Consider the following 19,085-nt stretch of genomic DNA (forward strand, 5'->3'; position numbering starts at 1 on the left):
GCCGGCTGTCCGGCACCGGACAGCCGACCACCCCTCCCGACTTGGGCGAATTGCCTGGTTCAGGCCCGGCTGGGCCAGGCGTCCGTTGGCGCCGTCGGCGGTGGCCCGCCGACCAGTTCGGCGAGCCGCGCCAACCGGCGCCGGCCGGTGATCCGGTACGCCGGACCGCCCTCGTCGGGGCCGACAAACGTGCCGGCCAGACCGGCGGCGGCGAGGGCTGCGCCGATCGCGTCCCAGGACTCCTGGTCGCCCGCGCCGAGCCGCAGCAGGAACCCACTGGGCGGCTCCGGCGTCCCGGCGGCGGCGAGCCAGAGCCGCAGCCGCCGGCCGGTCAGGTGGAAGATCGCCGGCGGACGCTTCGTCGGGCCGTGCAGCCAGGCGACCGCGAGCGGCTTCAACAGACGGGTGTACGACGTACGGACGGTGTGTCGCTCGTCCTCGGTCGGCTCCCAGCTCGCGGCCAGGCCGCGCAGCGCCAGTTCGGCGACGAGCACGTGCACCCGCCAGGCGGCGTCCACCCGCACCGCGAGTCGGGCCGTGCCGCCCATCCGGACCACCTCGCCCGGCCCGGCCAGCAAGCCGGCCAGGTCGGCGACCGTCGGCTCGGCGGCATCCGCGCCGAAGAAGACAAGTTGCCGGCCCGCGTCGTCGGCGTGCGGCGACCCGGGTCGACTCGACTCCGATCGGGCCGGGTCGCCCCGCCGCCGGCTGGCGCCCGACGTCGCCGCGCCGGTGTCCGGCGGATCCGGCTCGGGTACGGGGAACAGCGCCTCCAGCGGCTGCGCCGCCGAAGAGTCACCGAGCCCGTTCAGCGACACTCCGGCACCTCGTCGAATGCCTGTTTCAACTCCTCGGAGTTGAGCTTGCTGGTGTCCAGGGCGCTGGCGTCGTACTCCTTGTTGAGTGTCTCGACGGCGGCCCGCACGCCGTCGTAGAAGGTTGTCGGCTCGCCGGTGCCCAACCCCTCGATGGTGTCCCGGGCCCGGCCGTAGGCGTCCCGCATCTTGCTCAGCGAGCCGCGGAACCCGGCGGAGATGGCCTCGCCGTTGTCGGTCTCCGGGACGCCGGCCTGCTCGACCTTGCGGCGCGCGGTTTCGCTGGCCTGCTCCGCTCCACCGAAGAGCCGCACCAGGTTCTCCTTGGCCTGCGCCGGAGTGGTCTGCGCCGTCATCTGTTGATCGGTGCTGCTTGTCAACTTGCTGATCTCGGAGCGCCACGGCGTGAGCGCGCCGCAGACCGACGCCGCCCAGGCCCGCGGGCTGGGCCCGCCACCGCAGCCGGCGAGGACGACGACGAGCGTGGCCAGGACCACCGTGAGCTTTCCGGCGGCAGACGCCCGGCACGTACGCATGCGTTGCAGCGTACGGCCTTCGGTCAGGCGTGGCACCGGTCCGGATGGCCGGGGTCCCCGCCCGACGGGTACGTCGAACGGGGACCCCGGTGCCGGTGTCGCTCAGGCGTTGACCGTCTCCGGCCGCTGGTCGGCGCTGCCCGCGCCGGTGGTGCCACCGGCGTCGGAGTCGTCCATCGCGATGCCCTTGCGCTTGCTGAAGACCACCGACGCCACGATGATCAGCGTCGCGACCAGCGCGATGCCCACCCGCAGTGCGACGTTGCGGTCGTCACCGACGCTGTACGCCACCACGGCGGGCGCGATCAGCAGCGAGACCAGGTTCATCACCTTGATCAGCGGGTTGATCGCCGGGCCGGCGGTGTCCTTGAACGGGTCACCGACGGTGTCGCCGATGACAGTTGCGGCGTGCGCCTCGGACCCCTTGCCGCCGTACGCGCCGTCCTCGACCAGCTTCTTGGCGTTGTCCCACGCGCCACCGGAGTTGGCCAGGAAGACCGCCATCAGGGTGCCGGCACCGATCGCACCGGCGAGGTACGCCGCCAGGGCGCCGGGCCCGAGGCCGAAGCCGACAGCGATCGGCGCCAGGATGGCGAGCAGACCGGGGGTCATCAGCTCGCGCTGCGCGTCCCGGGTGCAGATGTCGACGACCTTGCCGTACTCCGGGCGCTGGGTGCGGTCCATGATGCCGGGCAGCTCACGGAACTGCCGGCGAACCTCCATCACCACGGCGCCTGCCGAGCGGGACACCGCGTTGATGGCCAGCCCGGAGAAGAGGAAGACGACAGCCGCACCGATGATCAGGCCGACCAGGTTGCGCGGGTTGGCCAGGTTGAGCGCGTTGAGGATCTCCGCCTCGACGTTCCCCACCTTTGCGTCCCCGTACGCAGCCTTCAGCGTGTCCGTGTACGAGCCGAACAGCGCGGTCGCCGCCAGCACCGCGGTGGCGATCGCGATGCCCTTGGTGATCGCCTTGGTGGTGTTGCCCACGGCGTCCAGCTCGGTGAGCGTCCGGGCGCCGTGCTCGTCGATGTCACCGGACATCTCGGCGATGCCCTGGGCGTTGTCGGAGATCGGCCCGAAGGTGTCCATGGCGACGATGACGCCGACAGTGGTGAGCAGGCCGGTGCCGGCCAGCGCCACCGCGAACAGCGACAGCGTGATGGAGCTGCCGCCGAGCAGGAACGCCCCGAAGACGCCGGCGCCGATCAGCAGCGCCGAGTAGACAGCCGACTCCAGCCCGATGCTGATGCCGGCCAGGATCACCGTGGCGGCGCCGGTCTGCGAGCTCTTGCCGATGTCCTGCACGGGCCGGCGGTTGGTCTCGGTGAAGTACCCGGTCAGCGCCTGGATCGCCGCGGCCAGCACGATGCCGATCACGACCGCGCCGATGGCCACCAGTCGCGGGTTGCGGTCGGTGACGTCGAGCCCGCCCTCCAACTCGGCGAAGGTCGCCGGCAGGTACGCGTACGCGGCGATGGCCACCAGCACCGCGGAGAGCACCGCGGAGAGGTAGAAGGCCCTGTTGATGGCGGTCAGGCCGCTGCGGTCGGACGTGCGCAGCCGGGTGATGAAGACACCGACGATGGCTACCAGCACGCCGATGGTGGAGATGATCAGCGGGAAGACCAGACCGTCCTCGCCGAAGGCGGCGCGGCCGAGGATCAGCGCGGCGACGAGCGTCACCGCGTACGACTCGAACAGGTCGGCGGCCATACCGGCGCAGTCACCGACGTTGTCGCCCACGTTGTCGGCGATGGTGGCGGCGTTGCGCGGGTCGTCCTCGGGGATGCCCTGCTCGACCTTGCCGACCAGGTCGGCGCCGACGTCGGCGGCCTTGGTGAAGATGCCGCCGCCGACACGCATGAACATCGCGAGCAGCGCGGCGCCGAAGCCGAAGCCCTCCAGCACGGTGGGCGCGTCACCCCGGTAGACCAGGACGACAAGCGCGGCGCCGAAGAGGCCGAGGCCGACGGTGAGGAAGCCGACCACGCCACCGGTCCGGAAGGCGATCTTCATGGCCGCCTCGCGGCCACCCTGTCGCTCCCGGGCTGCGGCGGCCACGCGCAGGTTGGCGCGGGTGGCCAGCCACATGCCGGCGCCGCCGATGGACGCGCTGAACACGGCGCCCACGACGAAGAAGAGCGAGCGGCCGACCTTCACGGCAATCTCGCTGCCGTCGGTGTCGTGCACCGGCAGCAGGAAGAGCAGCACCACGGCGACGACTACGAAGATCGCCAACGTGCGGAACTGGCGGAGCAGGTAGGCCGAGGCGCCCTCCTGGACCGCCCCCGAGATCTCCTGCATATTGGTGGTGCCCTTGCCGGCTGCCAGCACCGTCTTCGTCAATGCGGCGGCGAAGACGAGCGCCACCAGCGCGATGACCGCGGCGATGACGACGTACGTGACATTGCTTCCGGTAAGGGAAAGCCCGCCGCCATCGGCGGCCAAGGTCTCGGACATCTGTGTCCTCCTGTTACCGAACACTCGCGTCGACGGTGGAGACGCACCTGTCGACGCCTGGATGCGGACTCGCAAGCGCGCGCCAACCCACCCCAGCGGACCAGCGATACCCACCCATACCCGCTGGCTGCGGGCTGGATCACTTGCTGACAACCCGGGTACTGTAGCCCTCCACAGTGTTCGAGGTCACATCGAGGTGGCACCGTGTCTCGATGATCTTCGTCGCTGTGTTATGAAACGAAATCTGATATAGGGCCCGATCCATGACGACAAGGCCGCACCCCCTGACGGGGATGCGGCCTGGCGGGCGGTCATGCGGCCTTGCGGGTTGTGCGGCCTGGCGGTTGTGCGGCCGGGATACCGGAGTGGGTCAGCGGCCGACCGGCCACACCATCCGCACCTCGGTGCCGATGCCCTCGTCGACCGGGCGCACCTGAAGATCCTCGACGAAGCCCGCGAGCAGCGCGAACCCGACGCCAGTGGTAAGCGCCTCGTCGGTAAGCGACTCGTTGGCCAACTCGTCCGGCGGCAACGCCGCCAGCCCGATGCCTGCCTCGATCGGCGCGCGGTCCACCACCCGCACCGCGTACGAGCCGCCGTCGGACATCTCCACCAGCACCGGATCGGCCAGGCCGTACTGGCGGTGCAGGGCGACCGCCCGGGTGCACGCCTCACCGATGGCCAGGCGCACCTCGTCCAGCAGGTCTTCGCGGACACCGGCACGTCGGGCGACGGCGACGCCGACAAGTCGGGCCGTACGCACGTGCACCGGCGCCGGAGAGAAGGAGAGCCGGACCGTCGCCATCACGCGTTGGCGCCGGTCGGGCCCGCACCGACCGCCGCCTCGACCGTGGGGTGCAGCGGGAACACCTGGTCCAGCGCCGTGATCCGGAAGATCTTGAGCAGCGGCTCCTTGTCACAGACCAGGGAGAACGAGCCGCCGGCCGTCCGCAGCCGCTTGTGCGCGCCGACCAGCACGCCCAGCCCCGTGGAGTCGAGGAAGTCCACCCGCCCGAGGTCCACGACCACGTGTCGCGCGCCACCGTCGATCAGCTCGAGGAGTCGTTCACGGAGCCGGGGCGCGGTGTAGACGTCCACCTCACCGCCGACCTCGAGCACCGTGTGCTCGCCCACGGTGCGCGTCGCCAGCGACAGCTCCATCGGTCCTCCTCGCCAGAGCCGTAAACTCTCCTGGGCATCTAACCACTACCGCCGGGACACCCTGCGGTCACCGGCGGAGGCTTCCCCTTACCCCCGGGCCCGGCTTTTCATCTCCGAACACCAGTGCGAGAGTGCAGGACGTGACCTCCAACGACTTCATCTCGGCGCGCCCTACGCCGCGCCGCGAGCTGGAGTCGTCCGCCGCGCCCACCGTATCCGCAGGTCACGACGCTGGCCCAGCGCCCGTCGACCTGCTGCGCCGGCTGCGCGCCCGGGGCGCCGGCGATCCGGTCACACACGTCGAGCGGGTGCCGGCCCGCGTCGGGGTACCCGCACCGTGGCCGGCGTGGGCGCCACCGGAGCTGCGGGCGGCGTTCGCCCGTCGCGGCGTGGTCGCGCCCTGGCAGCACCAGGCCGAGGCGGCCACCCTGGCGTACGAGGGCGGCCACGTGATCGTCGCCACCGGCACCGCGTCCGGCAAGTCGCTGGCGTACCAGCTCCCGGCGCTTGCCACCCTGCTCGCCGACCCCCGAGCCACGGTGCTCTACCTGGCGCCGACCAAGGCCCTCGCCGCCGACCAGTTGCGGGCCGTCGCCGACCTGGCCCTGGAGGGGGTACGCCCCGCCTGCTACGACGGGGACACACCGCGCGCCGAGCGGGAGTGGATCCGCCGGCACTCCCGCTTCGTGCTGACGAACCCGGACATGCTGCACCACGGCATCCTGCCCGGCCACGCCCAGTGGTCCGGTTTCCTGCGCCGGCTGGCGTACGTGGTGATCGACGAGTGCCACACCTACCGGGGTGTGTTCGGGTCGCACGTGGCGCACGTGCTGCGGCGACTGCGCCGGCAGTGCGCCCGCTTCGGCGCCACCCCGGTGTTCGTGCTCGCCTCGGCGACCTCCGGCGATCCGGCGACCGCGGCCGGACGACTGACCGGCCTGCCGGTGACGGCGGTCACCGAGGACGCGTCGCCGCGCGGCGGGGTGACCTTCGCGCTCTGGGAGCCGCCGCTGCTGCCACCCGACTCTTCTGCGTCTCCTCCGGTGCCCCCGCAGGCCACCGGCGAGCACGACGAGCTTCGCCAGGTCCGCCGGTCCGCGCTGCGGGAGACCGCGGACCTGCTCGCCGACACGGTCGCCGAGGGGGTACGCACGCTCGCGTTCGTCCGGTCCCGCAAGGGCGCCGAGGTGGTGGCCGCCAACGCGCGCCGGGCGCTGGACGACGCGGTCCCAGGGCTCGGTGACCGGGTCGCCGCCTACCGGGGTGGCTACCTGCGCGAGGAGCGGCGCGAGCTGGAACGGGCGCTGCTGCACGGTGACCTGCTCGGCCTGGCCTCCACCAACGCGCTGGAGCTGGGCGTCGACCTGGTCGGTCTGGACGCGGTGCTGATCTGTGGCTATCCGGGCACCCGGGCGTCGCTGTGGCAGCAGGCGGGCCGCGCCGGACGATCCGGGCAGGAGGCCCTCGCGGTGCTGGTGGCGCGGGACGATCCGCTGGACACCTACCTGGTTCACCACCCGGAGGCGATCTTCGGTGCGCCGGTCGAGGCGACGGTGCTGGACCCGGCCAACCCGTACGTGCTGGCGCCGCAGCTGGCCTGCGCGGCCGTCGAGGCACCACTCACCCCGGCCGACCTGGCGCTCTTCGGCGACGGGGCGAAGGAGGCCATCGACCAGTTGGTCGAGGCGGGGGCGCTGCGGCAGCGGCCCACCGGCTGGTACTGGCGGCACCGCGAGCGTCCCGAGGTGGACCTGCGCGGCGAGGGCGGCGCCCCGGTCGTCGTGGTGGAGTCCGCCACCGGTCGCCTCCTCGGCACTGTCGACGGCGGCTCGTCGCACTTCCTGCTGCACCCCGGCGCGGTCTACCTGCACCAGGGCGTCTCGTACGTGGTGGACGACCTGGACCTGGCCGACGGGTGCGCGCTGGTGCACGTCGAGGAGCCGGACTGGTCCACCCACGCCCGGGACGTCACGGACCTGTCCGTGGTGTCGGTGCGCTCCTACGTGGACGCCGGACCGGTCGGCATGTTCCTCGGCGAGGTGGACGTGACCAGCCAGGTCGTGTCGTACCAGCGGCGCCGGATCGCCACCGGCGAGGTGATCGACACCCGACCGCTCGACCTGCCCACCCGGGAGCTGCGCACGGTGGCGGTCTGGTTCACGCTGTCACCGCGATCACTGGCCTCCGCCGGGGTCCAGCAGGCCGACGTGCCGGGTGCGCTGCACGCCGCCGAACACGCCGCGATCGGCCTGCTTCCACTGATGGCGACGTGCGACAGGTGGGACATCGGCGGGCTCTCGACCGCCCTGCACCCGGACACCGAGGCGCCCACGGTCTTCGTCTACGACGGACACCCGGGCGGCGCCGGCTTCGCCGAGCGGGCGTACGGGACGGCGTCGGCGTGGCTGCGCGCCACGCGAGACGCGATAGCGGAGTGCGGCTGCGAGACCGGCTGCCCGTCCTGTGTGCAGTCGCCGAAGTGCGGCAACGGCAACAACCCGCTCTCCAAGCCGGACGCGATCCGGGTGCTCGACGTGGTGCTGGGAAATCTGCCCGCCTGAGCCACCTTGCATGAATCCGCGCGGCTCTGGGCACAATGGCATGGGAGCGCTTCCATCGATGCTTGTTCTAGTTCGCCCCCGCGCCCGAGGAGAAGCCGTGGCCGACACGATCGCCGAGACCGTCGACCTGCTCTACACCATCGACCAGGACCAACTCACCCTCGACCAGCAGATCGCACTCGGGGCCGCGCTGGCCGCCCTGGCTCAGGCGGAACGCCTGGAGCAGATCAACGAGCGGCTGCGCAGCATCCACCAGGTGCTCAACACCTGGGCGTTACGCGTGACCGTGGACGGCCGCTGACGGTCGTCGGGGCCGGTCGGGCGGGGCGGGCCGGTCGGGGGTGGGAGCGCCGGGGCACAGGCGGGCAGCGGTTGCCCGGCTGTGCGAGACTCCGGCGCACCATCCCCCCTGAGGAGAACAGATGCAGCTCGACAACTTGCAGACCCTGAATCAGTTCCACATCCGCCAGCGGCTGCGGATGATGGTCAACCAGTACGAGGTCCGGGCGGTGGCGCCGGACGGCACGGAAGGTGAGCTGCTGGCGTTCGCCCAGCAGAAGCGGCTCGCCTTCAAGGAGCAGGTGACGATCTACACCGACGACTCCAAGCAGCAGCCCCTGCTCGGCTTCAAGGCCCGCCAGCGCATCGACCTCGGCGCCACCTACGACGTCACCGACGCGGCCGGCAACGCGATCGGCCTGTTCCGCAAGGACTTCGCCCAGTCCCTGCTGCGCTCCACCTGGCACGTCGAGCAGGCCGGCCTGCCGCAGGTGACGGGCCAGGAGCGCAGCCTGCCGGTGGCGCTGCTGCGCCGGTTCGTCGACTCGCTGTCCTGGCTGCCGTACCACTTCGACTTCACCGCCGGCGGCCAGCCGGTCTTCTCCGTGGTGAAGAAGTGGGGCCTGCGCGACAAGTACGTCGTCGAGGTGCAGAACCCGCAGATCGACCGCCGTCTCGTCATCGCGATGGCCGTCGCCCTCGACGCGCTCCAGGCCCGCTGACGCACCCGCCTCACACCCTCTCGGCCGCTGGCCGGGACAGGGCGCTGCCCTGTCCCGGCCAGCCGGCTGCGGTCGGACCAGCCCGGTCGTCGGGCCAGCCCAGCGCAGTCCATCGGCGCAACCCGCAACCTCGCGACACCGGTGCCAGGCCGATGTCTCCCCGGGGTCCTTGTTCAGCCGCAGACCGGGCCGGCGCGGGCCATCGACTCAGCCACGCACCGGGCCGGCACGGGCCGTCGACGCGGCGACCCGGGTCAGGCCCGGAAGCGGTGTGAACGCCACCTCGACGGTCACCAGCACGTCCAGCCCGTCGAGGAGACAGTCCACCAGTCGGCCAGCGTTGCGTTGGGCGATGTCCGCAGCGGCAGCGCAGGCCACCGCGTCGCCGTCAAGCGCCCGGGCAGCCCCTGCCAGCGCGCCGAGATCTGCCGCCACCGCCGCCCGTTGAGCCGCCATTCCCGCTGCGGCGACGGCCGCGCCGAACGTCCCGACCAGCACGAAGACCAGTCCCAACGCGAGTAGCAGCAGGGTCGCGCCACCTCGCTGCGCGTCCGGCCGGTCGCCAGCGTGTCGCTCAGCGTTCGGGCCGCGCCTACACGACCGAACGCGAGGGTGTCGCATCACCAACTCCCTTCGCTGGCGCCTGGTTCCAGGGCCGCGACGGCGGTGGCGACCACGGTGACCCGCGGTAGCCGGCCGCCCAGCGCGCGGACGGGCGCGCGGACCGTCGCCTGCACCCGATCGCCGTCGACCGAGACCGACACCTCCGCCCCCGGCGGTGCCGCGCGCCCCCCGTCCGCGCCGCTGTCGCCCCGGGCCGCGGCCAACGCCGCCTCCCGGGCCGTGTGCAGGCAACTCGCCTGAGTGCTGACGGCGTTGACCGCGGTCAGGCCGGCGAGCAGGAGCAGGAGCAGCGCCGGCAGGCCGGCCGCCAACTCGGCGGTGAAGGACCCCCGGTCGCCGCCGCCGAGGTGGACCTGACACCCTCCGTCGCACGCTCGCCCGGGGGGATCCGTTTTCCGAGCATGGCCGACCTGCCGGCGCCCTGTCACTTGAGCGCCCGGTCGATGACCGCGGTCAGCGCCGACTGGACATTGCCGGAGGTCAGCACCTTCAACAGGATCCCGGCGAAGGCCACCGCGGCGAGCGTGCCGACGGCGTACTCGGCGGTGTTCATACCGTCGTCGCCGCGGAGTCGGGCGATGAGTTTGCGCATGCGTCTTTCCTTTCTCGATGGGTCAGAGCACGTCGCCGAGAACGGCGACGATCACCGGCACCAGGCCGGCGAGAATGAACGCGGGCAGGAAGCACAGCCCCAGCGGCAGCACGATGAGGACGCCGGCCCGACGGGCGGACGCCTCGGCGGCGGTAGCCCGGTCGGCCCGCAGGTCGTCGGCGAGACGGGTCAGCGCACCGGCCAGCGCAGCGCCGCTGTTGGCCGAGCGGAATGCCGCGGCGGCCATCCGCTCCGCTCCCGGCACCCCTTCCAACGCCGACCAGGCCTCGGCCGGGCCACCGCCGAGAAGCAGGGTGCGGCCGACCCGGGCCAGTCGGCTGGCGAGCGGGCCGTCCAGCGCCTCGGCCACGGCCAGCACCGAGCGGTCCACCGGCGCACCCGCCCGCATCGCCGCCGCCAGCAGGTCAGCGGCGAGTGGCAGGTCGGCGGCTTCCCGGAGTCGCCGACCGCGGACCGCCGGAGACTCGATCCGCCGCAGCAGCACGTCCAGCAGGACAGCTGTCGGAACCGCACCGAGCAGCCCGACCCAGCCCCCGACGACCACCGCCACGGCGAGCCCGGCCATCCCTGCCGCGAGCCGGATCGCGTCCGGTCGCCGCCGCCTCTCCACACCGCCGCGACCCGAACCGTCCCGGTCCGGCGAGCCGCGCCGACCGACCGCGCCGCCCGGGAGCACCGAGGACATCAGGCGGCCCGCCCCGACGCCGCGCCCAGCCGCTCGGCCCAGAGCAGGCCGACGACCTGTAGGGCAACGGCGAGGATCGCGCAGACCCCACCGACCGTGCTGTGCAGGAGCACCGCCAAGGGATCGACCCCGATCCCGTAGCCGAGACCGATCCCGCCGACCGGCAGGGCCGCCAGCAACCAGGCCGTGGCACGGGCGCCCGCCGCCTGCGCCGCTGCGGCGGCCAGGCCCCGGTCGGTCGCGCGGGCGTCCGCCTCGATCCGCTCGATCAGCTCGGCCAGCGGTGCGCCGGTCCGGTCCGCCAGCCGCACGGCGGCCGAGGTCAGTTCCCGAAGCCGGTCCGCTCCAGCCGACCCCTCTGCGGCTGCGATCTCCATGGTTGGCGGGACGGGCAGGCCCGCCCGGAGATCGGCCGCCAGACCGCAGAGCAGGTCCAGGCCGCGCCGCCGAGCCATCTCGGCATGCCGGTTCGCCCGCCAGCGAAGTAGGGCACGCATGGCCAGCGTGCCGTAGCCGGCCACCGCGACCGCGGCCACCGGCCCAGCGGACACGGCACCGACACCTGCCCCCACCAGGCCAACCAGCAGCAGCCCACGTCTGGACGATCGACGCACGCGTACCGGCTGAGTCGCGTAGGAGCCGCCGGCAGCGTGATCCGCCGGGGCGCCGAGACGCTGGCCTGCCAGGTCGCCGAGACGGTGGTCCGCCGGGTCGACCAGGCTGGTACCAGGATGCTCGACGGTCTCCAGGGTCTCGGTTTCCGGGCGGGCAGTGGCCGCAGGGCGGCGAGGATCCCGACGGATCGGCGGACGTGCCGGGCCGGCCGGTCGCGTGGATCCCCCAGGGCCGCCGGTCGCCCTCGGGCGGCTCGTGCTGCCGTCGAGGTCCCGAGTGGACCAGGCGACAGCCGTTCGCCCGCCGCTGGACGCCGACGCTCCCGGCGTGTACGAGAGGCCACCCGGGCGGGCCGGGGCCGGCAGGTCGCCGAACTCGTCGGTCGGCCCACCTGGTCCGCGGGCGAGGCCCCTGATCCATTCCACCAGGGCGTCGTCCGGGTCAGCGCCGATGGCACCGCGGCCCGGTGCCAGCACCCGTCGGCGGCGGGCCCGAACGGTCCGCGCGGGCCAGGCCACCAGGGCTGCGGCGGCCAGCAGCAGCCCCACCACCAGCACCGTCCCGCCGGTCATGACGGACCCGCCGATCCGGGCCACGGCTCGCTCAGGATCGGCGGCACCGCCACGCCACGGTCTCGCAGCAGCGCGGCGAAGGTACGCGCGGCCAGCCCCAACCCGCGTCCACGTATCCAGGCGGGCACCACCGTGGCCAACCGCTCCGGCCCTTCGGGAAGTAGCAGGCAGATCGACTCCAGGACCCGACCCCGGTCCCCTCGGCGTACCTGGAGCAGCACCTGGAGCGCGGCGACCACCTGGGCGTGCAGCGCGGCGCGGGGCAGCCCGCCCAGCATGCCGAGCGCCTCCAGCCGGGCCGGCACGTCGGACGGGGCGTTGGCGTGCAGCGTGCCGGCGCCACCGTCGTGGCCGGTGTTCAGCGCGGCCAGCAGGTCGACCACCTCCGCGCCCCGGCACTCCCCGACCACCAGCCGGTCCGGGCGCATCCGCAACGCCTGCCGGACCAGGTCGCCGAGGCCGACCACGCCCGTCCCCTCGACGTTGGCGGTACGCGCCTGGAGCCCCACCACGTGCGGGTGCCCCGGTTGCAACTCGGCCGCGTCCTCCACCAGGACGATCCGCTCGGTGGCGGGCACCAACCCGAGCAGTGTGTTGAGCAGGGTGGTCTTGCCCGAGCCCGTGCCGCCGGTGACCAGGTACGCCAGCCGGGCCGCGACGACGGCGGCGAGCAGGGGCGCCACCGGTCGGGGCACGGTTCCCTGGCGCACCAGTTCGTCGAGGGTGAACGGGCGGTGCCGGAACGTCCGCAGGGACAGGTAGGGGCCCTCGGTCGCCACCGGCGGCAGCACTGCGTGCAGTCGGGTGCCGTCGGGGAGCCGGGCGTCGGCGTACGGGGAGCCGTCGTCGAGCCGCCGACCGGCGCTGGCGATCAGGCGCTGCGCCAGCCGGCGGACATCCTCGACCGAGCCCACCGGGACCGCGACCTGGTGCAGGCCCGCGCCCCGGTCGACCCAGACGCGGACACCGTTGACCAGGACGTCGGTCACCTCCGGATCGGCCAGCAGTGGGGCCAGTGGCCCGGCGCCGACGAGGTCGTCGTGCACGCGGTCGGCGATCCGGAGTACTGCGGTGTCGCCCAACACCGCAGCGGTGGGCTCGGCGCGTACGGCGGACACGATCGCCGCCGGGGTGACCGGGTCGGTGGCGGCGGCGATCCGCTGCCGCACCCGGGCCGCGAAGGTGCCCTCCTCCGGGCGGCCGTTCATGCCGCGCCCGTGGCGGGGACGCCGGTGAGGTCCGCGACGATCCGCCGGCAGAGAGTGGCGAGCGGGCCCTTTCCGGCCGCCGCCGGCGCCTCGCCGCGTTCGAGGCCCCGGCAGAGCCCTGGCTCGGGGCGCAGCGTGCCCGCGAGAGGAAGCCCGAGTGCCCGTGCCACCTCGGTGGCACGCAGACGGCCCGGGGCGGGCCCGCGCACCACCACCGAGAGCGCGGCGCAGTGTGGGGCGGCCGCAGCCACCACCCGGGCGGCGGCAGCGGTGGCGCGCAGCTCCGCCGGTACGACGACGAACGCCTGGTCGGCCGCCTGCAACGCGACCACGGCGGCGTCGTCCAACTGTCGGGGCAGGTCGATCACCACGAAGTCCCGGCCACGGTGGGCGGCGTCGACGGTCGCCGCCATCGCGGCGGCGGGCAGTGCCAGCATCTCGCCGCGATCCCAGGAGAGCACCACCAGGTCGCCCCGGCTGGGCAGCGCGTGGACCAGCGCGGGCGCGTCCACCCGCCCGTCCGCGTCGGTGAGCGACGGCCAGCGCAGCCCCTCCAGCTGCTCCCAACCCAGCACGAGGTCGAGGCCACCACCGAGCGGGTCGGCGTCGATGAGCAGGGTACGCAGTCGGGCCCGCGCCGCGGTGACGGCGAGCCCGCCGGCGAGCACGCTCGCGCCGGCACCGCCCCGACCGCCGAACAACGCGACGACCCGGGCACCCGGGCCGGCCGGCTGCTCGGGACCCTGTTCGGCGAGGCGATCCAGCAGCCAGGGCTCGGCGGCGGGCAGCGCGGCGACGTGCTCGGCGCCGATCAGCTCGGCAATCTGCCAACCGGGATCGAGGTGACCGGTCCGGCCGACCAGCACCAGTCGGGGCCGCTTCGGCAGTCGGGCACGCAGGCACGCCTGCGCCTGGTCGGCGCCGAGCAGCACCAGCGGCGCGGGACCCCAGCGGGTGCGGGCTGCAGCCGGGTCGGCGGCGAGCTCCACCTCGGTGCCGCCGGCGGCGGCGAGCCGGAGCAGGTCGTCGAGCAGGTCGCCGTCCGCCGTGACGACCAGCGGGAGCCGTCGGATCGGCGGGACGGAGGTACGGGGTGCCATCGCGGCCTCCAGCGGTCGGGATCGGATGCACCGCCGACCCTGCTCGCGATCGGCCCGGCACACCGCCCTCGATTCCTCGCCTGTGGACAACTCCGGGGCCTGTGGACAACGCCCGCCGAGACGATCGATCTGCTATGTGAGTGGGTTGCCGCACAGCTACCGCGGCTGCCGAGAAAAAGCGGTGGGGCCGCTCTCGAGAGAGCGGCCCCACAAGTCGGCGGTCAGCCGATCCGGTCGGTCCAGGTCGTGTCCAGGATCAGCTGGTACGCGCTGATCCGCACCGGCGCCAGCGTCAACAGTTCGTGGGCGAGCAGCTCGCCCGTCTTCGGTTCGAAGATCAGCAGAGACTGCTGGTCGTGCTCGCGCTCGTCGACGGTGACCGCGACACCGGCCCGACCGGCCCGGTCGATGACACGTCCACGCCAGCGGAAACCAGGCACGTCGGCGAGGACCCGCAGGATCTCCGCTCGGGTCGCCCGCGGCAAGACGTACCTCGCGTAGAGCGTGCTGACCTCCTTGCTCGCGGCCCCCGCGCCGTACTCGATCTTGAGCCGTTCGCGCAGCTGCGACGGGTCGGTCGGCGGCGGCGTGAGCGCCATGGGGGGCAGCGGGATCGGGGCGGCAGTGCCAGCCACCTCGGGAGCCGCGAGCTTGCGCTGCCAGTAGTCGCGGGACTCCTGATCGGGGTACTGCGGTTCCAGCTGCGTGTTGCTCTGGCTGCCGGTCCCGTCGGCGGCCATCCAGACCTTCGACTCACCGGCGAAGGCCACGTGGTAACGGTCGTCGGGGGAGCTCATCACCGGATCACCCCACACCTTCGTGTGGTGGTACATGTAGTGCCCGCTGCGGTGGTCGTACTCCGCATCTTTGATCTTGCTGGCCAGCGTGCGTAGCTGCGGGCCGGCTGCCGGCGGGTCGGCGTCGAACTGGTACGCGACCGGCACCAGCAGCGTCCCCACGGCACCGCCGAGTCCGCCCGGATCGTCCGGTGTTCGCTTGTCGAACGGTCGGAGGACGGCCACGGCACCGGCCGCGACGGCGAGCGTCCCGGCCGTCAGCACCAACCGGCGCGTCGGGTGTACGCGACGGTGTCCCGTTGCGGGTTCGGTTGCGCCGGCGCGCTCGATCAGATCCCGCGCCGGAACCGGCGGCGGCGCGACGACAATGTTCCGGGCCGGGTCGGCAGGGCCGAGAAGGGTACGGGTGCGTTCCGCTCCGTCCATCACAGATCCTCTCGGGAAGCGGCCAGCATCGGGCGTGGGGAGCGGGCCGGCCGGTCCGACATCGCTGCGGCGAGGCGACGGCGGGCGCGGTGCAGGCGCACCGCCGCGGTCGCGCGGGTGCAGCCGAGGACCTGGGCCGCCTCGGCCACCGTCAACTCCTCCCAGCCAACGAGCTGGAGGATCTCCTGATCCAGGTCGTTGAGGGTGGCCAACGCGGCCCGCACGTCGGCAACCCCGAGCGTCCGGTCGGCGCCGGACGGGTCGGTCACCCGCGTCAGGTCGACGTGGGCGATCGGCAGGAGGTCCGGGGCGGCGCGTCGGGACCGCCACTGGTTGGCCAGCAGGCGCCGGGCCACCCCGTACAGCCAGGGCAGGCTGCGGTCCGGTACCTCGCCGCGGCGACGCCACGCGACGACGAAGACCTCCTGCGCGAGTTCCGCCGATGCGTCGAAGTCGGCTAATCGGCGCAGGCCGTACCTCACGATGTGCGCGTACTCGGCGGCGTAGAGGCTGGTGAACCAGCCCTCGTCGCGCTTCCCCGGTGGACCCACCCGAACCCCCATTGCCTCGGCGACTCTCACTCTGGCTTGTGTCACAGGAGGCCCGACGATTACCGCGCGCCCCAACCTGTCACAGCCATCGGGGACACTCCTGGCCGTGGACGTGGAGGAGTTCTGGAATGTCGTGGATCGGGCAAGAGCGGCGGCAGGCGCGGCGGCGGACCAGCCCCAACGTGACGGTCAGCCGAGTGCTGTTGCAGAGGCCCTGGTCGCGGAGCTGATGCGACTCCCGCTGTCGCACATCGTGGCGTTCGGCCAGGTGCTCGACGATGTGGTGGACCAGGTCGACACGTGGGATGTCTGCGCGGCGTGCTGGATCATCGAGTACGGGTTTCTGTCCGACGACGGGTTCTCCGACTTCCAGGCAGGGCTGGTCGGCCTGGGCAGAGTGGCGTTCGAGTCGGCCGCGCGTGACCCCGACTCGCTCGCCGACAATCCCGCCGTGCGGCAGATCAGCGCAGCAGAAGGCCGCGAGCTGTGGATCGGCGACGAGGCTCTCCAGTACGCCGCGCAGACGGCGTACGAGCGGCTGACGGGTGACGATGAGGCCTTCTGGGAGGCCGCCGAGTCGGCGCGGGCCGCAGCTGCTCCGCAACAGCCCAGCCCGGAGCCTGCCGACGAGCGTTGGGACCTGAGCGACGAGGACGAGTGGCGCAGACGGCTGCCCCGGCTCTTCGAGCTGTTTGGCGCCCGCCGACTGGCACTGCAGTAGGAGGAGCGGTCAGTTGTGCCGTGCGGGAGCGCTCCCTGCGAAAGGGACGACCCCCGTCGGGGGGAGACGGGGGTCGTCGACGGTTCGGCTCCGGGGGGGTCGAGCCGAACCACTCAGCGGTCACGGGGGGTGCAACCGCCGAGGGTCTGTCTGTTTCGGGGATGTGAAAGCTCGTCGTGCGAACAAGTCTGCCTGAGCGGACCCGTCACGTCGAGTGGTGTTCACTCCACTCAGCGCGAAAATCTCCTCGCGGATTGTGACCGCGGTCACGCCGAGCGGAGTTGGAGGCACCCGTCCGCAGGTCCGAGGGGTGGCCTGACCCCGGGCACCCGCCGACGATAGACCATCCGGCTAGACTTTCGCGCCGTGGGCCGAAGTGCCGCTTTCTTCGATCTGGACAAGACCGTCATCGCCAAGTCGAGCGCCCTGGCGTTCGGTCGGCCGTTCTACCGGGACGGGCTGATCACCCGGCGTGACGTGGTCAAGTCGGCGTACGCACAGCTGATGTTCCGGCTGGGCGGCACCGACGAGCAGACCATGGCCCGAACACGGGACTACCTGGCCGCGCTCTGCAAGGGCTGGCAGGTGGACCAGGTCCGCCAGATCGTCGCGGAGACGCTTCACGAGCTGATCAACCCCTACGTGTACGCCGAGGCTGCCATCCTGATCGCGGAGCACCAGGCAGCCGGGCGGGACGTTGTGCTGGTCTCCGCGTCCGGCGAGGAGATGGTCCGGCCGATCGGCGAGCTGCTCGGGGTCACCGACGTGATCGCCACCCGGATGGCGGTGCGGGACGGCCGGTACAGCGGCGAGGTCGAGTTCTACGCGGCCGGTCCGAGCAAGGTCGAGGCGGTTGGCGAGCTGGCCGCCGAGCGCGGCTACGACCTGGCCGACTCGTACGCCTACTCCGACTCGTACAGCGATCGTCCCCTGCTGGAGTGCGTGGGTCACCCGAGCGTGGTCAACCCGGACCGGCAGCTGCGCAAGCTGGCCTCGGAGAACGCCTGGCCGGTGCTGGAGTTTCGGCATCCGATCCCGCTGGGTCGCCGGCTGCGGGAGCGGCCGGCCGTTCCGGTGGCCGCGGCGGCCCTGGGGGTCGGCGTGGGCGTGGCCATCGGCATCGCCTGGTACGGGCGGCACCGCCGCACCCGCGCCGCCGCCACCGCCTGACCTTCGCCGCATCGTCGGCGGTTCACCCGGTCGCCCGCGCCTGCGCTCATGCAGCGAGCCGCGCTCATACAGCGGGCCGCGCTCACCCGCCGGGCCGCGCTTACCCGCCGGGCCGCGCTCACCCGCCGGGCCGCGCTCACCCGCCGAGCCGCGCTCACCCGCCGGGCCGCGCTCACGCGGCGGATCGAAGTCGCGCTCACCCGACGGGTCGTGCCGCGGTCGCGGTCAGGCCGCGGCGAGGACCTCGTCGCCGATCGCGGTGAGCTGGTCGGCGCCGACCTCGACGGCCGCCATGTAGTGCCGTAGCCAGGAGCGCAGCCCGTCCGGGGTGCCGGTGGCGAACGCGCCGGCCGAGCCCACGTACTCGGGCTCCCGTTCCCGGTGACCGACGTCGACGCCGAGCAGGCCGCGCGGGTCGAGGCCGCTGGCGAGAAGCACGAGCCGGGCAGCGCCGCGCGCCACCACGCCGGACGGCCCGGCGAACGGACGCAGGTTCAACAGCTCTCCGTGTACGACAGCGGCCAGTACCAGCGGGGAGACCTTCGTGCCGCCGGCCACCAGACCGGCGAGCCCGTCGAGGCGGGCGGCGACCACCGGGTCGGCCACCGGTCGGCCGAGCTCGGCCTCCGTCACGATGTCGCGGGCGGCGAGGACGTGCAGCCGGGCGAGTGCCTGCCGGGGGGCCTTCGGCCAGAGTTCGCTCAGGCCGGGCAGCGCCCCGGCGACCCGCAGCGCCCCCTGGAGCACCGGGTCGGTGACGGTGCCGGCCCGGACCTCTTCACGCTCGTGGACGGCGCCTTCGAGCGCGGCGCTGGCCACCGCCGACCGGAGGCTGACCTCGGCCGCGACCTGGCCACCGTTGCGGCGCAGAGCGCGGTGCCCGAGCGCCTGGTCGAAGCGCTCACGGGCCCGGTCGACGGCGGCGGCGACGTCGGCGAGCGCCAGCAGAGGGACGAGCGGGTCGGTGGTCACCCCGCCACGCTAGCGACCCGTCCCAGCCCGGCGGGCCGCACCCGCCCGCAACGCGACCCGAGCCACCCGGCACCGGCCTGCCCGGCGGGCCGCACCCGCCCTGACGCGACCCGAGCCACCCGGCACAGGCCTGCCCGGCGGGCCGCACCCGCCTTAACGCGACTTGGGACACCCGGCGCCGGCCCGCCCCTGCTCCTCGACCGCCGTGCGGCGGCCCTCCGCCTCGGCCCGCGACCCGCCCCTTCGGCCCTCGGCCCGCTCTCTCGGCCCGCCGCACGGCAAGGTCAACACGGGTTCAGGGAAATCGGGGTGTCCCACCGGCCCGGACACCGCGACTTCCCCGAACCCGTGTCGATCAAGGCCCAGGGCCGAGCCGCTCCGTGCACGCTCGGCCCGGACGGCCCGGACGGCCCGGACGGCCCGGACGGCCCGGACGGCCCGGACGGCCCGGACGGCCCGGACGGCCCGGACGGCCCGGACGGCCCGGACGGCCC

20 protein-coding genes and 1 pseudogene are annotated in these 19,085 nt (G+C 73.3%); 6 read left to right on the forward strand and 15 right to left on the reverse strand.

Annotation, left to right across the window (positions count from 1 at the left end; translation table 11 throughout):
* Window positions 1–59: 59 nt before the first annotated feature.
* The 5 genes from AB0K10_RS26695 to AB0K10_RS26715 all read right to left on the reverse strand — a co-directional run bounded on the left by AB0K10_RS26695 (window position 60) and on the right by AB0K10_RS26715 (window position 4,975).
* On the reverse strand, window positions 60–818 hold the full coding sequence (locus tag AB0K10_RS26695) for a hypothetical protein (protein ID WP_363687838.1): 759 nt from the start codon (window positions 816–818) through the stop codon (window positions 60–62).
* On the reverse strand, window positions 809–1,351 hold the full coding sequence (locus tag AB0K10_RS26700; protein ID WP_363687840.1) for a hypothetical protein: 543 nt from the start codon (window positions 1,349–1,351) through the stop codon (window positions 809–811). Before AB0K10_RS26700 ends, AB0K10_RS26695 begins: the two co-directional genes overlap by 10 nt.
* Before the next feature lie 102 nt (window positions 1,352–1,453).
* Complete coding sequence (locus AB0K10_RS26705) at window positions 1,454–3,814, reverse strand: sodium-translocating pyrophosphatase (protein ID WP_363687842.1); 2,361 nt, start codon at window positions 3,812–3,814, stop codon at window positions 1,454–1,456.
* Window positions 3,815–4,184: 370 nt separating this feature from the next.
* Window positions 4,185–4,622 carry an ATP-binding protein gene (locus tag AB0K10_RS26710; protein ID WP_363687844.1) on the reverse strand — a complete coding sequence of 146 codons (438 nt, stop codon included), beginning with the start codon at window positions 4,620–4,622 and terminating at the stop codon, window positions 4,185–4,187.
* Window positions 4,619–4,975 (reverse strand): STAS domain-containing protein, encoded by a 357-nt coding sequence (locus tag AB0K10_RS26715; protein ID WP_363687846.1) that lies wholly within the window; start codon window positions 4,973–4,975, stop codon window positions 4,619–4,621. Before AB0K10_RS26715 ends, AB0K10_RS26710 begins: the two co-directional genes overlap by 4 nt.
* Window positions 4,976–5,163: 188 nt before the next feature.
* Between AB0K10_RS26715 and AB0K10_RS26720 the strand changes: the two genes are divergently transcribed.
* The 3 genes from AB0K10_RS26720 to AB0K10_RS26730 all read left to right on the forward strand — a co-directional run bounded on the left by AB0K10_RS26720 (window position 5,164) and on the right by AB0K10_RS26730 (window position 8,537).
* Window positions 5,164–7,536, forward strand: a complete 2,373-nt coding sequence (locus AB0K10_RS26720) for a DEAD/DEAH box helicase (RefSeq protein ID WP_363687940.1) — start codon at window positions 5,164–5,166, stop codon at window positions 7,534–7,536.
* A gap of 97 nt (window positions 7,537–7,633) precedes the next feature.
* Complete coding sequence (locus AB0K10_RS26725; RefSeq protein WP_363687848.1) at window positions 7,634–7,837, forward strand: hypothetical protein; 204 nt, start codon at window positions 7,634–7,636, stop codon at window positions 7,835–7,837.
* A gap of 121 nt (window positions 7,838–7,958) precedes the next feature.
* Window positions 7,959–8,537 (forward strand): hypothetical protein, encoded by a 579-nt coding sequence (locus tag AB0K10_RS26730; RefSeq protein ID WP_363687850.1) that lies wholly within the window; start codon window positions 7,959–7,961, stop codon window positions 8,535–8,537.
* A gap of 207 nt (window positions 8,538–8,744) precedes the next feature.
* Here AB0K10_RS26730 and AB0K10_RS26735 read toward each other — a convergent pair.
* The 9 genes and pseudogenes from AB0K10_RS26735 to AB0K10_RS26775 all read right to left on the reverse strand — a co-directional run.
* Window positions 8,745–9,080 (reverse strand): annotated as a pseudogene (locus tag AB0K10_RS26735) (Rv3654c family TadE-like protein); the annotation flags it as partial.
* A 77-nt stretch (window positions 9,081–9,157) separates the two neighbouring features.
* Window positions 9,158–9,472: a TadE family type IV pilus minor pilin gene (locus AB0K10_RS26740; protein ID WP_363687852.1), complete on the reverse strand. Its 315-nt coding sequence runs from the start codon at window positions 9,470–9,472 to the stop codon at window positions 9,158–9,160.
* 113 nt (window positions 9,473–9,585) lie between these two features.
* A complete protein-coding gene (locus tag AB0K10_RS26745) occupies window positions 9,586–9,753 on the reverse strand; it encodes a DUF4244 domain-containing protein (protein WP_234584142.1) in 168 nt (55 codons plus the stop codon).
* A gap of 22 nt (window positions 9,754–9,775) precedes the next feature.
* On the reverse strand, window positions 9,776–10,339 hold the full coding sequence (locus AB0K10_RS26750; RefSeq protein ID WP_363687942.1) for a type II secretion system F family protein: 564 nt from the start codon (window positions 10,337–10,339) through the stop codon (window positions 9,776–9,778).
* A 119-nt stretch (window positions 10,340–10,458) separates the two neighbouring features.
* The gene (locus AB0K10_RS26755) at window positions 10,459–11,646 is read right to left on the reverse strand and encodes a hypothetical protein (protein WP_363687854.1); all 1,188 of its coding nucleotides are present in this window, start codon (window positions 11,644–11,646) and stop codon (window positions 10,459–10,461) included.
* Window positions 11,643–12,854, reverse strand: a complete 1,212-nt coding sequence (locus AB0K10_RS26760) for a TadA family conjugal transfer-associated ATPase (RefSeq protein ID WP_363687856.1) — start codon at window positions 12,852–12,854, stop codon at window positions 11,643–11,645. Before AB0K10_RS26760 ends, AB0K10_RS26755 begins: the two co-directional genes overlap by 4 nt.
* Window positions 12,851–13,954 (reverse strand): septum site-determining protein Ssd, encoded by a 1,104-nt coding sequence (ssd, locus tag AB0K10_RS26765; protein ID WP_363687858.1) that lies wholly within the window; start codon window positions 13,952–13,954, stop codon window positions 12,851–12,853. Before ssd ends, AB0K10_RS26760 begins: the two co-directional genes overlap by 4 nt.
* A 221-nt stretch (window positions 13,955–14,175) precedes the next feature.
* Window positions 14,176–15,177 (reverse strand): CU044_5270 family protein, encoded by a 1,002-nt coding sequence (locus tag AB0K10_RS26770; protein ID WP_363687860.1) that lies wholly within the window; start codon window positions 15,175–15,177, stop codon window positions 14,176–14,178.
* Complete coding sequence (locus tag AB0K10_RS26775; protein ID WP_363687862.1) at window positions 15,177–15,728, reverse strand: sigma-70 family RNA polymerase sigma factor; 552 nt, start codon at window positions 15,726–15,728, stop codon at window positions 15,177–15,179. Before AB0K10_RS26775 ends, AB0K10_RS26770 begins: the two co-directional genes overlap by 1 nt.
* A 106-nt stretch (window positions 15,729–15,834) precedes the next feature.
* On the opposite strand from AB0K10_RS26775, the gene AB0K10_RS26780 reads away from it, so the two are divergent.
* Complete coding sequence (locus tag AB0K10_RS26780) at window positions 15,835–16,449, forward strand: DUF4240 domain-containing protein (RefSeq protein WP_363687864.1); 615 nt, start codon at window positions 15,835–15,837, stop codon at window positions 16,447–16,449.
* Window positions 16,450–16,815: 366 nt separating this feature from the next.
* Window positions 16,816–17,619 carry an HAD-IB family hydrolase gene (locus AB0K10_RS26785; protein ID WP_363687866.1) on the forward strand — a complete coding sequence of 268 codons (804 nt, stop codon included), beginning with the start codon at window positions 16,816–16,818 and terminating at the stop codon, window positions 17,617–17,619.
* Between the two features lie 225 nt (window positions 17,620–17,844).
* Here AB0K10_RS26785 and AB0K10_RS26790 read toward each other — a convergent pair whose 3' ends face one another.
* Entirely contained in the window at window positions 17,845–18,591 is a 747-nt protein-coding gene (locus AB0K10_RS26790) for an oxidoreductase (RefSeq protein WP_363687868.1), read from the reverse strand.
* Between the two features lie 309 nt (window positions 18,592–18,900).
* On the opposite strand from AB0K10_RS26790, the gene AB0K10_RS26795 reads away from it, so the two are divergent.
* On the forward strand, window positions 18,901–19,085 hold a 185-nt coding region (locus AB0K10_RS26795; RefSeq protein ID WP_363687870.1), incomplete at its 3' end, for a hypothetical protein.

Origin of the sequence: Micromonospora sp. NPDC049274 (assembly GCF_040678875.1) — a bacterium.
GTDB lineage: Bacteria > Actinomycetota > Actinomycetes > Mycobacteriales > Micromonosporaceae > Micromonospora.